Genomic DNA, 14,739 nt, shown 5'->3' on the forward strand with positions numbered 1-14,739 from the left:
CTGCCGCTGGCCGCCGCCGGACTGCTCAACCCCATGATCGCCGGAGCGGCGATGGCGTTCTCCAGCGTCTTCGTCGTCAGCAACAGCCTCCGCCTGCGGCGCTTCCGTTAGACCAGCCCGGACGAAGGGCCTCCGGCGACTCGCTTGGAGGCCCTTCCCCATTGGAATGCGCTGTCCCCGCCAGGCGAACGGTGTAACTCGATCCCAGCCGGAAAGCTGGAAGGCAAGAGCGGAAGAAGGAGCAGGTCATGGACTGGTTGTGGCGCGCGCTGGCGATCGCGGGGTCCATGACCTGGGAGATCCTGTGGGCGCTGATCCTGGGGTTCACCCTGTCGGCGATCGTGCAGGCGGTGGTCCGCCGGGAGGCGATCACCCAGGCGCTCGGGGATGACTCCCCCCGAGCCCTGGTCACGGCCACCGGGTTCGGCATGGCCTCCTCGTCGTGCTCTTACGCCTCGGTGGCACTGGCCCGCTCGCTGTTCCGCAAGGGGGCGAGCTTCCCGGCGGCCATGGCCTTCGAGATCGCCTCGACCAATCTGGTCGTCGAACTGGGCATCATCCTGGCTCTGCTCATGGGCTGGCAGTTCACCCTGGCCGAGTTCGTCGGCGGCCCCATCATGATCGTCCTGTTGGCGGTGCTGTTCCGCGTCTTCCTGCGCCGACGCCTGGTCGACGACGCGCTCCGGCAGGCCGAGCGGGGCGTCGCGGGGTCGATGGAGGGGCACGCCGCGATGGACATGTCCGTCACCGGATCGGGCTCGTTCTGGCGGCGGCTGACCTCGGCCAAGGGCCTCACCTCGGTCTCGCACATCTTCGTCATGGAATGGGCGGCCATTTGGCGCGACATCGTCGCCGGTCTCCTGATCACCGGGGCGCTGGCCGCCTGGGTGCCGATGGACTTCTGGAAGAGCTTCTTCCTGACCGACCATCCGCTGTGGGCCCGCATCTGGGGACCGCTGGTCGGTCCGATTGTCGCGGTCGTCAGCTTCGTCTGCTCCATCGGCAACGTGCCGCTGGCGGCGGTGCTGTGGAACGGTGGAATCAGCTTCGGCGGGGTGGTCGCGTTCATCTTCGCCGATCTGATCATCCTGCCAATCCTGAACATCTACCGGAGGTACTACGGCTGGAAGATGGCCGCGTTCATCGCCGGCACCTTCTACGCCACCATGGTGCTGGCCGGCTACGCGGTCGAGTTGCTGTTCACACTGCTGGGCCTGGTGCCCGGCCACCGCGACGCCTCAGTCGTCGAGGCCCACATTTCCTGGAACCACACCACCTGGCTCAACATCGCCTTCCTGGCGCTGGCCGCGGTGCTGCTGGTCAGGTTCTTCACCTCCGGCGGCCTGCCGATGCTGAAGATGATGGACGGCAGCCCCGGCGACACCCAGCAGGCTCACCACAACGACCACAACGACCACAACGACCGCGAAGACCACAACGATCACGGTGACCACGGCCACGACGGGCCCGCGCACGCCGCCCCCGAGGACCGGCGCGGCCGGGGGAAGCCATGAGATGAAAACGGAGCCCTCTGCCGAGAGGGCTCACTCCGTTCCCCGGATGCCCCTGGCCAGGGGCGCGCGCCAGCGGTACCGCATGGCGAGGATGCGGAACCCGAAGGCCAGCACCGCCGAGGACAGGGTGGCCACGAACCCCCGCACTCCCAGCGCGTGCAGCATGGCCATCGTCGTCGAGCCGAGCATCGCCGGCACGGCGTAAAGCTCCCGGTCGTAGAGCAGCGTCGGCTTCTCGCCCGACAGGACGTCTCTGATGACGCCGCCGCCGACCGCCGTACAGACCCCGAGGAACACGGCGTGCATCGGCGCGAGGCCGAAGTACAGCGCCTTGGCGGTCCCGACCGCGCAGAACAGGCCGAGGCCCGCCGCGTCGAAGACCAGCACCCCCGGCATCGCCCGCTCGACCTGGGGATGCCAGAAGAAGGCGATGACCGTGGCGGCGATCGGCACGAGGAGATATCCCGTGTCCCGCAGCGCGGCGGGCTGCACGCCGATGAACAGATCGCGCACGATGCCGCCGCCGACGGCGGTGAAGAACGCGAGCACCGCGATGCCGACCACGTCGAGCCGTTTGCGTACGCCCTCCAGCGCGCCGGACAGGGCGAATACGAAAATTCCGGCGAGGTCGAGCACGGGGGTCACAGATGCTCAGTCTCCCATATACCGGCCAAGACTCCGCGTCAAGATCGGAATGGCAGGGCCCGGCGGCCGCCGCGGCGTCGAGACTGCGGTCGGCGTCGGTTCGGTGGTCTGTGAGAGTGTAATGCCCTATTTGCCGTTCTTGTCGGGATCGACGGCGAAGGTGATCACGCCCAGGTATCCGTCGCCGTCCTCACTCACCTTCATGAGCATGCTGGGCTTGTAGATGGAGTCGTTGTCGTTGAAGGTGTCCCTGCCCGTGTGCCCGGAGTAGGGCTTCTCCTTGAACACCTTCGCGTTCAGGTCCTCGTCGAACATGACCTGCGTCGTCAGCGTGCGCTGGTCGCCGACATGCACCATCGCGTGGATGTGCACGGTCCGGCCTCGGTACCAGCCGGGCCAGATCGTGGTGAACTCCACGATGCCGTTCTTGTCCGTGACCTGGGCGCCGCGCAGGTACCGCTTGTCGTCGGTGGGGGTGAGGTCGGCCATCCCGTCGTTCGCGGAGGGCCCGCCGCCGGGTCCTCCGGGTGGCATGCCGGAGGGGGGCGTCCCGCCGGGCCCGCCGCCCGGGCCGCCGCCGGGTCCGCCGCCGGGTCCGGGCGCGCCGCCTCCGCCGCCCTGTCCGCTCGACTGAGCCTCGGCTCCCGAATAGAGGCCCGCCGCGTCGCAGTGCCAGATCTCGACGACGGCGTTCGCCAGCGGCTCGCACTTCTCGCTGTCCTGCACCTTGACGGCGACCCGCAGCCGCCTGCCCTGCCGGTCCTCACGGATGTCGGAACGGATCTTGTCGGCGTCGAAGTAGTACGGCCCCTGGGTGGTCGCGGCAGTCAGGACGCAGGTGTTGGAACCGGCGAAAAGGCCGGTCAACCCGGCCGACGTGCTCGTCGTCGGCGTGATCGAGACCGTGGCTCCCGACGTGGTCGAGACCGAGGCCGAGTCGCCGGCCTTCGTGCCGCAGGCCGACAGCAGGGCGCCCAGCCCGATCGCGCTGATCCCGGCGACGGCGGTCCGACGGCTGACTCGCCGGCCCTCGTGATCATGTTCCACTGCGCGCCTCTCTCCGATGTGACGTCGGTGGGACGCTAGACCACCTGGATGAGGGTTGCCTTAAAGATCCTTCGCGCGGTCGACGGCCGTACGGCCGCGTTGCTCGCACCAGAGCCTGGTCATGCCGCGACCGCCGTCGCTGGCCTCCGCATGTCCTGCACGTTGGCTCTGTGTGAAGCGAGGCCGGGTAGCGTCGGGAATGTGCCGTCGAGGGCCCCAGGCCCGCGTCCCGTCGAACGCGGCTCCTCCTGGACATCGTTCCGCCCCCGGAATCCGGACGAGATCGGGCCGGGGCAGGGGGGGAGGCGGCATGTGAACGGGTGTCCTGACACCGGGCGCATCTGGGGCGGCCTGGTGCGTGACCATCATCTGACGCCGCTGGACGACCTGGCGCGATCGGTCGTCGAGCACGTCCGGCCGCTCGGCTTCACCGAGGTCATGATCTATGTGACCAGCCTGCGGTCGCTGTATCTCGTGCCACTGCCGGGGCAGCGTGACGCGTACGGCGAACCGCTGAACCGCCTCTCCGTCGACACGACCTTGGCCGGGCGGGCCTACCGCAATCTGGAGATCGTCCAGGCTCGTCCCGCCACCGATCCGTTCGCCGCCGAAGCCGCGGAGCCGCTCGGCAGCGAGGGGAGACGGCGCCTGTGGGTGCCGATGCTGAACGGCATCGAACGGGTCGGCGTGCTCGGCGTGACCGTGCCCGTGGTCGACGCGACCACCGAGCGGATCGCGACCGAGCTGGGCAGCCTGGTCGCGCTGCTGGTGGTGAGCAAGCGCGCCTACAGCGACGCTTTCGTGCGGCTGGTGCGCACCGAGGAGATGCAGCTGTCGGCCGAGATGCTGTGGACCCTGCTGCCGATCAGGAACTTCGCCACCGACACGATGACGGTCAGCGCCGCGCTGGAGCCGGCCTACCACGTGGGCGGGGACGCCTTCGACTACGCCCTCGACGGCACCGCCCTCCATATCGGGATCTTCGACGCCATGGGGCACGACACCTCCGCCGGTCTGACCGCGGCCATCGCCCTGAGCGCCTACCGCAACAACCGCCGCCGGCGCCGGGGCGGGCTGCTCGAGGCGAGCGACGCGATCGACGAGGCGATCGCCGAACAGTTCGGCAGCTCCCGCTTCGCCACCGGGATCCTGGCCGACCTGGATCTTGGCACCGGATGGCTGACCTGGGTGAACCGGGGCCATCCTCCGCCGCTCGTCCTGCGGCAGGGGCGGGTGGCCTCCGTACTGGACAGCCCGCCGGACACCCCGATGGGTCTTCGCCTGGGCCCGGCCGCCGTGCTCGCGCGCCGCCAGCTCGAACCCGGCGACCGGCTGCTGCTGTACACCGACGGCATCGTCGAGGCGCAGACCCCGGACGGGGAGAGGTTCGGGCTGGACCGCTTCGCCGACTTCGTCATCCGGCGGGAGATCGACGGCGTCTCCGCCCCGGAGACCCTGCGCCGCCTGATCCACTCGATCCTTGTCTACCAGCGTGGCCAACTGCAGGACGACGCCACGGTGATGCTGGTCGAGTGGCGCGCCGGGCGGCACTATCAGCTCACGATGTGAGGCGCGCGTGCGGCGGCGCTCAGTCGCGTGCGAGCAGTTCCAGCGTGTCGACGACCCGGTTGGAGAAGCCCCACTCGTTGTCGTACCAGGCCACCACCTTGACGTGCCTGCCCTCGACCCGGGTGAGGGCGGCGTCGAAGATCGACGACGCCGGGTGACCGGTGATGTCGCTGGAGACCAGCGGCTCGTCGGCGTAATCGAGAATGCCCTTGAGCCTGCCGTCGGCGGCGGCACGGTAGGCCGCGAGCACCTCGTCGCGGGTGACCTCGCGTGAGACGGCGGTGTTCAGCTCCACGATCGAACCCACCGGGACCGGCACGCGGATCGAGTCGCCCGACAGCTTGCCGTCGAGGTTCGGCAGCACCAGGCCGATGGCCTTGGCGGCTCCGGTGGTGGTGGGCACGATGTTCACACCGGCCGCGCGGGCGCGGCGCAGGTCGCGGTGCGGGCCGTCCTGCAGGTTCTGCTCCTGTGTGTAGGCGTGCACGGTGGTCATGAAGCCGTGCTCGATGTCCGCCAGGTCGTCCAGTACGGACGCCAGCGGAGCCAGCGCGTTCGTGGTGCAGGAGGCGTTCGAGACGATCACGTGCGCGGCGGGGTCGTACGCCTCGGTGTTCACGCCGTAGGCGAGCGTGACGTCGGCGCCGTCGGAGGGGGCGCTCACCAGCACGCGCCGGGCACCCGCGTCGATGTGCGCGCGAGCGGCGTGTGCCGCGGTGAACCGGCCGGTGGACTCGAGCACGACGCCGACGCCGAGCTCGGCCCAGGGCAGCTTGGCGGGCTCGCGTTCGGCGAGCACCCGGATGCGGCGGCCGTCGACCACGAGCTCGGTGCCGTCGACCTCGACGGAGCGGCCGAGGCGGCCGAGCGCGCTGTCGTACTTGAGCAGGTGCGCGAGGGTCTCGGGGGCGGTGAGGTCGTTGACGGCGACCACTTCGAGGTCGCTGTCACGTTCGAGCAGGGCGCGGAGCGTGTTGCGTCCGATGCGGCCGAATCCGTTGACGGCGATGCGGGTCATGGGCGTTCCTTTCGTTCCGCGCTCCATGATCGGCTTGCGGCTGCCGGGCCGAAAGTGGCTCGAACGCCAGCGCGCGCAAGTATCCAGCCAGAAGTTTCGCCACCGTCCGCAAGGATCTCGCCACATCGTTCTGGAACACAGGCGGGCAGGGAAACTCAGGCCGAGAAGGTGTGGCGGTACTCGGTGGGGGAGGTGCCGAGGATGCGCTGGAAGTGCAGGCGCAGGTTGGCGCCGGTGCCGAGCCCGACCCGGTCGGCGATCTGCTCCACGCCCAGGTCGGTGCGTTCGAGCAGCTCGCGTGCCAGGTCCACGCGCGCCCGGAGCACCCACTGCATGGGCGTGTAGCCGGTGTCCTCCACGAACCGCCGGGAGAAGGTGCGCGCCGACACCCGCGCGTGGCGCGCGAGCGTCTCTAGGGTCAGCCGTTCGGACAGGTGCGCCAGAGCCCACTCACGCGTGTTCGCGAACAGGTCGCCGAGCGGTTCGGGGACGCTGCGGGGAACGTACTGCGCCTGACCCCCGCTGCGGTAGGGCGCCGCCACCAGGCGTCTCGCCACGTGGTTGGACAGCCCGACGCCGTGGTCGCGCCGCACCAGGTGCAGGCACAGGTCGATGCCGGACGCCGCGCCCGCCGACGTCAGCACGTCGCCCTCGTCCACGAACAGCACGTTCTCGTCCACCCGCACGAGCGGATGCTTCTCGGCGAGGGCCTTCGTGTAGTGCCAGTGGGTGGTGGCCCGCTTGCCGTCGAGCAGGCCCGTCGCCGCCAGCGCGAACGCCCCTGTGGAGATGGCCGCGAGCCGGGTGCCGCGCTGGTGGGCGGCCATGAGCGCGCGGACGACCGCCGCCGGCGGCTCCGTGGTCGCCGGCTCCCGATAGCCCGGGATGAAGACGGTGTCGGCCTGCTCGAAGGCGTCGAGGCCCTCGGCCACGTGGTAGGAGAGGCCGTCGCCGCCGGTCACCAGTCCGGGCGCGGCGCCGCACACCCGCACCTCGTACGGCATGCTCGGCCGGCTGGAGAACACCTGCGCGGGGATGCCGACGTCGAGCGGCTTCGCGCCCTCCAGCACGAGCACGGCGACGTGATGGTTCTTCCTGCTCATCGGCCTCCTTCGGCTCTCTCGCGGTCCGGCGGGCCTCCCCTCGCGCCGTGACCGCCATGGCGTCTACCGCAAGCATCCTGCCACCGGCCCGCGCCGCGACGTCAGGCAGGCGCGGGCCGCCCCCGCCGGCGGCCGAATTCGCAACGACCGTTGACAAAGCATGCTTTTCCTACATAGTTAGTAGGTAAAGATCGACTCGCAGCCCGATTCCCCGAGAGGTATGCGATCACGTGAAATTCCTCGCCATCACCCTTATCGCGCACGGGCCGAACCCGCTCACCGGCGAGACCAGGTCCACCACCGAGCGGTTCCGCGAAGTCGTGGACAACGCCGCACTCGCCGAGGAGCTGGGTTTCGACGGCTTCGGGGTGGGAGAGCGGCACGAGCGGCCCTTCATCTCCTCCTCGCCGCCGGTCGTGCTCAGCCACATCGCCGCCCGCACCTCCCGCATCCGGCTGTTCACCGCGGTCACCACGCTCAGCCTGCTCGACCCCGTGCGCGCGTACGAGGACTACGCGACGCTCGACCACCTGTCGGGCGGCCGCCTGGAGCTGATCATCGGCAAGGGCAACGGGTCGGCCCAGGCGCGGCTCTTCCACGTCACCACCGAGGACCAGTGGGACCGCAACCAGGAGGCGTACGAGCTGTTCCGCAGGCTCTGGCGGGAGGACAGGGTCACCTGGGAGGGCCGGTTCCGGCCGTCCCTGACGGACGCGGAGACCTGGCCGCGCCCGTTGCAGCGGCCGATCCGGGTCTGGCACGGCAGCGCCACCAGCAAGGACTCGGTCGACCTGGCCGCCCGCTACGGCGACCCGCTGTTCTCGGCGAACGTCACCAACCCCGTCGAGCCGTACGCCGAACTGGTCGGCCACTACCGCGAACGGTGGGCGCACTACGGGCACGACCCGGCCGACGCGCTGGTGGGCGCGGGCAGCGCCGGCTTCTACGCGGCGCGCACCTCCCAGGAGGCGATCGCGACCTACCGGCCGATCTACGACGCCCGCGTCGCGCTGTTCCGCAAGTCGGGCGTGGAGCCGGTCTTCCACTCGCTGGAGGACGCCATCGAGCGCGGGTCGATCCTCGTCGGCAGCCCCCAGCAGATCGTCGACAAGGTCCTCCGCTACCACGAGCGGCTCGGGCACGAGGTCATGCACATCAGCGCGGACGCCGACGGCCTGACCCCGGCGCAGCACCGGGCGGCGCTGGAGCTGTTCCAGAGCGACATCGCCCCGGTGCTGCGCAAGGAGATCCCGAGCAGGCCGTTCCCCGCCGCGCCCGCGACCCCGCAAAGCGGCGCTACGACCCCCCACAGCGGCGCCACGGCCACGCAAAGCAGCGCTACGACCACGCAGAGCGCGACCGCGGCCTCCCAGAGCGCCGCCACGTCCCAGCAGAACACCGCCACGAGCACCGGAGTGCCGGCATGAGCGTCCCCCAGCCGACAGCGCAGTCCACAGCACGGCCGGTCACCCGGCCGGTGCCCCTGTCGATCCTCGACCTGTCCCCGATCCCGTCCGGAAGCGGCGCGGGAGACGCGTTGCGCAACAGCATCGACCTCGCCCGCCATGCCGAGCGCCTGGGCTACCTCCGCTACTGGGTGGCCGAGCACCACTTCGCGGCCGGCGTCGCGAGCTCGGCCCCGGCGGTGCTCATCGGCCTCATCGCCGCCGCGACGCGCCGCATCAGGGTGGGCTCCGGAGCGGTGCAGCTCGGCCACCAGACGCCCATCGCGGTGGTCGAGCAGTTCGGCCTGATCGACGCGCTCCATCCCGGCCGGATCGACCTCGGGCTCGGCCGTTCCGGGCAGCGCAGGGCCGAGGTCGTGGCGGAGGCCGGCCGGGCTCCGGAAGCCGCCCGGGCGGCCGCACCCCGTGAGTCCCGCGTGGTGGACGGGCTGCTGATCCCGCCCGCGTTCTCCTTCGCCGAGCTGGCCCGCTCTCCGCAGCTCGCTCTCCAGGCCGCGCTGCTGCAGCAGCCGGGCGCGCGGACCCCCGACTTCGCCGACCAGGTCGACGAGGTCATCGCCTTCCTGGAGGGCACCTACCGGTCGCCGGACGGGATCGCGGCGCACGCCGTGCCGGGTGAGGGCGCCGAGCTGGAGCTGTGGATCCTGGGCAGCAGCGGCGGGCAGAGCGCGAAGGTGGCGGGGGAGCGCGGCCTGCCGTTCGCCGCCAACTACCACGTCAGCCCGTCGGCAGTGCTGGAGGCCGTGGAGGCGTACCGGGAGGCGTTCACCCCCTCCAAGGTGCTGTCCGAGCCGTACGTCGTCGTCTCCGCGGACGCGGTCGTGGCGGAGGACGACGCGACGGCCCGGGAGCTGGCCAAGCCGTACGCCCTCTGGGTGCGCGCCATCCGCACGGGCCAGGGGGCGATCCCCTATCCGACGATCGAGGAGGCGGACGCGCACGTCTGGAGCGAGGCCGACCGCGAACTGGTGGCCGATCGCGTGGACACCCAGTTCGCGGGCTCCCCGGAGACGGTCGCGGAGCGGCTGCGCGTGCTCCAGCGGGTCACGGGCGCCGACGAGCTGCTGGTCACCACCATCACGCACGGGCACGCCGACCGGGTCCGCTCCTACGAGCTGCTCGCGGAGGCGTGGCACGGAAGACGTACGTCAGGGGCGGGGTCGTGACCGTCTCCGGCCTTCCAGGCGGAGGCGTTCCAGGCGGAGGCGTTCCACGCGGGCACAGCAGGAGGACCACTGTGAAGGCCGTCAGGGGCACGCTGCCCCTCATCCTCGTCGCGGCCCTGGCCGCGTGCGGTTCCCAGACGCCGGCGGCGCAGCCGGGCGGCACCTCTCTCACGTGGGCCGTCGAGACCGAGCCCATCACGTTCAACCCGCATCTGTGGGCGCAGAACAAGGCCAGGCTGCTGGTGTTCAACCAGTTCGACGCGTTGCTCGCGCGCGGCGCGGACGGGGCGTTCGTCCCGTGGCTCGCCCGGTCGTGGAAGGTCTCGGACGACGGGCGCACCTACACCCTGGAGCTGCGCGACGACGTCACCTTCCAGGACGGCACGAAGTTCGACGCGGCGGCGGTGAAGGCGAACCTGGACAAGCTGCGCGAGCCCGGCTACAACCCGGCGGTCGCCGCCATCCAGTTGCACGCCTTCGACAAGGCCGAGGTGCTGTCGCCCACCACCCTGAAGGTCACGCTGAAGGAGCCGGACGGGCTGTTCCTCGACTTCCTCGCCTCGCCGTACGCCGGGCAGGTGTCCCCGAAGTCCCTCCGTGAGGCCAAGGACCTCAAGGCCGGCGGCCCGGACGTGGTCGGGACCGGCCCGTTCGTCCTCGACCGGTACGTGCGGGGCCAGGAGGCCCACTACCGGCGCAACCCCCACTACAACTGGGCGCCGCAGGGCAGCGCCCACCAGGGGCCGGCGTACCTGTCGGAGGTCACCTATCGCTTCCTGCCGCAGGCGGCCGTCCGCGTCGGCGCGCTCACCTCCGGGCAGGTCCAGGTCGTCGAGGGCGTCCCGGCCACCGACATCCAGTCGATCAAGAGGGACCCAGGGCTGTCCTTCCAGTCGGCGCTCAACTCCGGCACGTCGTTCTCCTACTACTTCAACACCTCCCACCCGCCCTTCGACGACAAGCGGGTGCGGCAGGCGTTCCGGGAGGCCGTCGACGTCGACGCCGTGCTGGCCTCCGTCTACCAGGGCACCGCCAAGCGGGCCTGGAGCGTCGTCGGCGAGACCAGCCCCTTCTACGACGCGTCCCTGGAGAGGACGTACGGCGGGGACGCCGCCAAGGCGAACGCGCTGCTCGACGCGGCGGGCTGGACCGGGCGCGACGCCGAGGGATACCGGGTCAAGGACGGCAAGCGGCTGACGGTCCGCTCGGTGGCGTCGGCGCCGTTCGTCCGCGACCGCAGGGACATCCTGGCCCAGGCCATCCAGGCGCAGGTCAAGCAGACGGCGGGAATCGACTTCCAGGTCAAGATCCTGGACCAGGGCACGGCGCAGAAGGCGGTCGACGACGACGAGTACGAGATCTTCGAGAACTCGCGCGGCGACTCCGACGTCGGGGCCGCGCTCAACCTCATCCTGCCGAAGGGCGGGGCCATCAACCGCACCCACTACGAGGACGCCGGCCTCGACGGCTGGCTCGCCGAGGCGTCGGCGAGCTCCGACGCCGCCGAGCGGAAGGCCCTGTACGCCAAGGTCCAGCGCAAGGTGGTGACCGACGAGGCGATCGTCTTCCCCCTCTACGTCCCCTCCGACCAGATCGCGGCGAGCAGGAACGTGCAGGGCCTGGGCTTCGACCCCGTTTCCGGCACCCCGCGCGGCGTCTACGACGTGCGGATCGCCGCATGACGGCCGCGCTACCGGCCCGGCCGCCCACGACGCCGACGTCCGCGGCGCGACCGCCCGTGCGGCGGCGGCTTGCGGCTCTGCGCGCGCCCGCCTGGCTGGGCGCGCCCGTGCGGAGGCTCGTCTCGGCCGTGGCCGTGCTGTGGGCGGCCGCCACGACCGCGTACGCGGCCCTGCTGCTGGCCCCGGGGGACACCGTCGACATCCTCGTGGGCGACGGCGCCGACACGCCGGAGATCCGCGCGCAGATCGTCGCCGAGTGGGGGCTGGACCGGCCCGAGGCCGTGCGCTACCTGAGCTACCTCGGCCGCCTGCTGCACGGCGACCTCGGCCGTTCCTACCAGTTGCAGCGCGACGTCGGCGAGGTCCTGGCCGGGCAGGTCGGCCCGACGGTGCGGCTGACCCTGGCGGCCGCCGCGGTCGGCGTGGTGCTGGCGCTCGTCCTGGCGGTGGCGACGGCGGGCAGGTCGGTCTGGCCTCGCCGGATCGTCTCCGCCGCCGAGCTGGTGGCGGTGTCGGTGCCGCAGTTCGTGATCGGCATCGTGCTGCTGTTCGTGTTCTCGTTCTCGCTCGGCTGGTTCCCCGTCTCCGGTGCGGCCGATCCGCAGGCGCTCGTCCTTCCCGCGCTGGCGCTCGGCCTGCCCGTCGCCGGCGTGCTCGGGCAGGTGCTCAGGGAGGGCCTGGAACGCGCGCTGGAGCAGCCGTTCGCGGTGACGGCGCGCTCGCGCGGCCTCAGCGAGCGTGCCGTGGTGGCCAGGCACGCGCTGCGGCACGCGCTCCTTCCTGCCGTCACCCTCACCGGGTGGTTCACCGGCGTCCTGCTCGGCGGGGCCGTCATCACCGAGGCCCTTTTCGGCCGCCCGGGGCTCGGCCGGGTGACCATGCAGGCCGTCAGCGCCAAGGACATGCCGGTCGTGATGGCCGTCGTCATCCTGTCCGCGGCGGTGTACGTGACGATCAGCGCCCTGCTCGACCTGGCCTACCGGCTCATCGACCCCCGGCTGAGGAGCGTGTGATGGCCGTCGCCGCACCGGCTCTCAGGCCGGGCGCCCGCCCGCGCCCCGGCCTCGTCCTCGCGCTGCTCGTCCTGGCCGTCCTGGTCGTCGTCGTCGCGGCTCCCGGCCTGGTCACCCGGGTCGACCCGCTGGCGGCCGACCCGCTGCGGGCGCTGGCCCCGCCCGGCGCGGGCCATCCGCTCGGCACCGACCACCTCGGCCGCGACGTGTTCGCCCGCGTCGTGTACGGCGCACGCCACTCGCTCGGCATCGGGGTCCTCGCCACCGCGCTCGCGGTGGGCGCGGGCGCGCTGCTCGGCCTGGCCGCCGGGCTGGCGACCCGCCTGGCCGGTGAGGCGCTGGCCCGCCTGTTCGACGTGCTGTCGTCCTTCCCCGAGCTGCTGCTCGCGCTCCTGGTGATCGCGATCACGGGCCCGGGCACGTGGAACGTCGTCGCCGCGATCGGGATCGCCCAGATCCCCACGTACGCGCGGGTGGTCAGGGCGCAGACGTTCGTCGTGCGCCGCTCCGGCTACGTCGAGCAGGCGGTGACCTTCGGCCACTCGCGGGCCCGCGTCGTCGCCCGGCACGTGCTGCCCAACGTCGTGGGGCCCGTCCCCGTGCTGGCCACGATGGGGCTCGGCCAGGCCGTCATCGCCACCTCGGGCCTCAGCTTCCTCGGCATGGGCCCGCAGCCGCCCGCCCCCGAGTGGGGCACCATGCTGGCCGAGTCGCGGGACTACCTCCGCGTGGCCTCCTGGGTGGCCTTCTCGCCGGGAGTGGCCCTCACCCTGTCGGTCGTGTGCCTGACGGTCGCCGGGCGGCACCTCCAGCGGCGTTTCGAGGGAAGGACACCATGACAGAGCTGGCGATCACCCGTGCCGACTCCGCCCCCGACCCCGCCTCCAACCCCGCCGCCGGTCCGCCGCTCGTCGCGGTGGAGGACCTGCGCGTCTCGTTTCCCGCCGCCGGCGTCGAGGCCGTACGCGGGCTGTCGCTGTCGATCGCTCCGGGGGAGTGCGTCGCCCTGGTCGGCGAGTCGGGGTCGGGCAAGAGCGTCACGGCCCGCGCCCTCATCGGCCTGGCCGGTTCCGGCGCGCACGTGCGGGCGTCGGCCTTCCGCGCCGGCGGCGAGGACGCACTGACCTTCGGCCCGCGCGAGTGGCGCCGCCTGCGCGGCCGGTTCGCCGGGCTGGTCCTGCAGGACGCCCTGGTCTCGCTCGACCCGCTGCGCACCGTGGGGGCGGAGATCACCGAGGTGCTGGCCGAGCACGACGTGGTGCCCCGCCCGGCCCGCCCGGAGCGTGTCCGGGCGCTGCTGGAGGCCGTGGGCGTCCCGGACCCCGAGGTGCGCGTGCGGCAGCACCCGCACCAGCTCTCCGGCGGGCTGCGGCAGCGGGCCCTGATCGCCTCCGCCATCGCCGCGGAGCCGGAGCTGATCATCGCCGACGAGCCCACCACCGCCCTCGACGTGACCGTGCAGGCCCAGATCCTGCGGCTGCTCGCGGACCGGAAGGCGGCCGGGACGGCGCTGCTGATGATCAGTCACGACCTCGCCGTGGTGGCCGCGGTCGCCGACCGCGTCCTGGTCATGAAGGACGGCCTGGTGGTCGAGGAGGGCCCGGCACGGGAGGTGCTGACGGCTCCGCGGCACGACTACACCCGGGCTCTGCTGGCCGCCGTGCCCTCCGCGTCTCCTGGGCACCGCCGGTCTGCTCGCTCCCCGGGGGCCGCCCCGCGCGGTCCCGTGCTCGCTGGCACGGGACTGTCGGTCGCGTACGGCTCGCGCAGGGCCGTGGACGACGTCTCCTTCCGCCTGCACGCGGGGGAGACGCTCGGCGTCGTCGGCGAGTCGGGGTCGGGCAAGACGACCCTCGCGCGGCTGGCCCTCGGCCTGCTCGCGCCGGACGCGGGCGAGGTGACCCTCCGGGGAGGCCCGTGGAGCGCCCTGCCCGAGCGACGGCGGCGCCCTCTCCGCCCGGCCGTCCAGGTGATCGCGCAGAACCCGCTGGACTCCTTCGACCCGCGCCACACCGTGGGCCGCCTGGTCGCTGACCCGCTCTCCGCGCTGCCGAAGCGGCGGCGCCGGGAGCGTGCGGCCGAACTGCTCGGCCGGGTCGGGCTGCCGCCCGAACTGCTCGGCCGGCGCCCGCGCGAGCTGTCCGGCGGCCAGCGGCAGCGTGTGGCCATCGCCCGCGCGCTCGCGTCCCGGCCCGAGGTGCTGATCTGCGACGAGCCCGTCTCCGCCCTCGACGTGTCGATCCAGGCCCAGGTGCTCGACCTGCTGGCCGAGATCCAGGCCGAGGACGGGACGGCGCTGCTGTTCATCTCCCACGACCTGGGAGTGGTCCGCCACCTGAGCGACCGCGTCATGGTCATGAAGGACGGCCGCGTGGTGGAGGAAGGGGACGCAGGCGAGGTCTTCCACCACCCCCGGCACCCGTACACCCGGGAGTTGCTCGCGGCCGTGCCCCGGCTCCCCGAGTGAACGGCCGGCGCCTCCGGAGGCGTTGACAACCTGAGGACACCTCAGGTTG

12 protein-coding genes are annotated in these 14,739 nt (G+C 72.0%); 8 read left to right on the forward strand and 4 right to left on the reverse strand.

The window, feature by feature from the left end; all coding sequences use genetic code 11:
* The first annotated feature begins 248 nt into the window (after window positions 1–248).
* A complete protein-coding gene (locus tag ABZ857_RS31145) occupies window positions 249–1,514 on the forward strand; it encodes a permease (RefSeq protein ID WP_357049891.1) in 1,266 nt (421 codons plus the stop codon).
* Between the two features lie 30 nt (window positions 1,515–1,544).
* Here the strand turns inward: ABZ857_RS31145 and ABZ857_RS31150 are convergent, their stop codons facing one another.
* On the reverse strand, window positions 1,545–2,159 hold the full coding sequence (locus tag ABZ857_RS31150) for a trimeric intracellular cation channel family protein (protein ID WP_357049894.1): 615 nt from the start codon (window positions 2,157–2,159) through the stop codon (window positions 1,545–1,547).
* A gap of 126 nt (window positions 2,160–2,285) precedes the next feature.
* The gene (locus ABZ857_RS31155; RefSeq protein WP_357049897.1) at window positions 2,286–3,206 is read right to left on the reverse strand and encodes a hypothetical protein; all 921 of its coding nucleotides are present in this window, start codon (window positions 3,204–3,206) and stop codon (window positions 2,286–2,288) included.
* Window positions 3,207–3,518: 312 nt separating this feature from the next.
* On the opposite strand from ABZ857_RS31155, the gene ABZ857_RS31160 reads away from it, so the two are divergent.
* Window positions 3,519–4,775, forward strand: a complete 1,257-nt coding sequence (locus ABZ857_RS31160) for a GAF domain-containing SpoIIE family protein phosphatase (RefSeq protein ID WP_357049900.1) — start codon at window positions 3,519–3,521, stop codon at window positions 4,773–4,775.
* 19 nt (window positions 4,776–4,794) lie between these two features.
* Here the strand turns inward: ABZ857_RS31160 and gap are convergent, their stop codons facing one another.
* Both gap and ABZ857_RS31170 read right to left on the reverse strand, forming a co-directional pair.
* A complete protein-coding gene (gene gap, locus ABZ857_RS31165; RefSeq protein ID WP_357049903.1) occupies window positions 4,795–5,793 on the reverse strand; it encodes a type I glyceraldehyde-3-phosphate dehydrogenase in 999 nt (332 codons plus the stop codon).
* A gap of 155 nt (window positions 5,794–5,948) precedes the next feature.
* Entirely contained in the window at window positions 5,949–6,896 is a 948-nt protein-coding gene (locus ABZ857_RS31170; protein ID WP_357049906.1) for a DJ-1/PfpI family protein, read from the reverse strand.
* Between the two features lie 230 nt (window positions 6,897–7,126).
* On the opposite strand from ABZ857_RS31170, the gene ABZ857_RS31175 reads away from it, so the two are divergent.
* The 6 genes from ABZ857_RS31175 to ABZ857_RS31200 all read left to right on the forward strand — a co-directional run bounded on the left by ABZ857_RS31175 (window position 7,127) and on the right by ABZ857_RS31200 (window position 14,690).
* Window positions 7,127–8,323 (forward strand): LLM class flavin-dependent oxidoreductase, encoded by a 1,197-nt coding sequence (locus ABZ857_RS31175; RefSeq protein WP_357049909.1) that lies wholly within the window; start codon window positions 7,127–7,129, stop codon window positions 8,321–8,323.
* Window positions 8,320–9,528 carry an LLM class flavin-dependent oxidoreductase gene (locus tag ABZ857_RS31180; RefSeq protein WP_357049912.1) on the forward strand — a complete coding sequence of 403 codons (1,209 nt, stop codon included), beginning with the start codon at window positions 8,320–8,322 and terminating at the stop codon, window positions 9,526–9,528. The genes ABZ857_RS31175 and ABZ857_RS31180 overlap by 4 nt, the downstream gene beginning before the upstream one ends.
* Before the next feature lie 71 nt (window positions 9,529–9,599).
* Window positions 9,600–11,210 carry an ABC transporter substrate-binding protein gene (locus tag ABZ857_RS31185; protein ID WP_357049915.1) on the forward strand — a complete coding sequence of 537 codons (1,611 nt, stop codon included), beginning with the start codon at window positions 9,600–9,602 and terminating at the stop codon, window positions 11,208–11,210.
* Complete coding sequence (locus tag ABZ857_RS31190; RefSeq protein ID WP_357049918.1) at window positions 11,207–12,223, forward strand: ABC transporter permease; 1,017 nt, start codon at window positions 11,207–11,209, stop codon at window positions 12,221–12,223. The genes ABZ857_RS31185 and ABZ857_RS31190 overlap by 4 nt, the downstream gene beginning before the upstream one ends.
* Window positions 12,223–13,062 (forward strand): ABC transporter permease, encoded by an 840-nt coding sequence (locus ABZ857_RS31195; protein WP_357049921.1) that lies wholly within the window; start codon window positions 12,223–12,225, stop codon window positions 13,060–13,062. The genes ABZ857_RS31190 and ABZ857_RS31195 overlap by 1 nt, the downstream gene beginning before the upstream one ends.
* A complete protein-coding gene (locus ABZ857_RS31200; protein ID WP_357049924.1) occupies window positions 13,059–14,690 on the forward strand; it encodes an ABC transporter ATP-binding protein in 1,632 nt (543 codons plus the stop codon). The genes ABZ857_RS31195 and ABZ857_RS31200 overlap by 4 nt, the downstream gene beginning before the upstream one ends.
* The last annotated feature ends 49 nt before the right edge of the window (window positions 14,691–14,739 follow it).

The sequence above is a fragment of the Microbispora sp. NPDC046933 genome (assembly GCF_040644635.1).
Classification (GTDB): Bacteria; Actinomycetota; Actinomycetes; order Streptosporangiales; family Streptosporangiaceae; genus Microbispora.

Coding starts and splice junctions, on each gene's coding strand:
- ABZ857_RS31145 (WP_357049891.1), top strand. CDS start 249: ATGGACTGGTTGTGGCGCGCGCTGGCGATCGCGGGGTCCATGACCTGG.
- gap (WP_357049903.1), bottom strand. CDS start 5,793: ATGACCCGCATCGCCGTCAACGGATTCGGCCGCATCGGACGCAACACG.
- ABZ857_RS31170 (WP_357049906.1), bottom strand. CDS start 6,896: ATGAGCAGGAAGAACCATCACGTCGCCGTGCTCGTGCTGGAGGGCGCG.
- ABZ857_RS31180 (WP_357049912.1), top strand. CDS start 8,320: ATGAGCGTCCCCCAGCCGACAGCGCAGTCCACAGCACGGCCGGTCACC.
- ABZ857_RS31190 (WP_357049918.1), top strand. CDS start 11,207: ATGACGGCCGCGCTACCGGCCCGGCCGCCCACGACGCCGACGTCCGCG.
- ABZ857_RS31195 (WP_357049921.1), top strand. CDS start 12,223: ATGGCCGTCGCCGCACCGGCTCTCAGGCCGGGCGCCCGCCCGCGCCCC.
- ABZ857_RS31200 (WP_357049924.1), top strand. CDS start 13,059: ATGACAGAGCTGGCGATCACCCGTGCCGACTCCGCCCCCGACCCCGCC.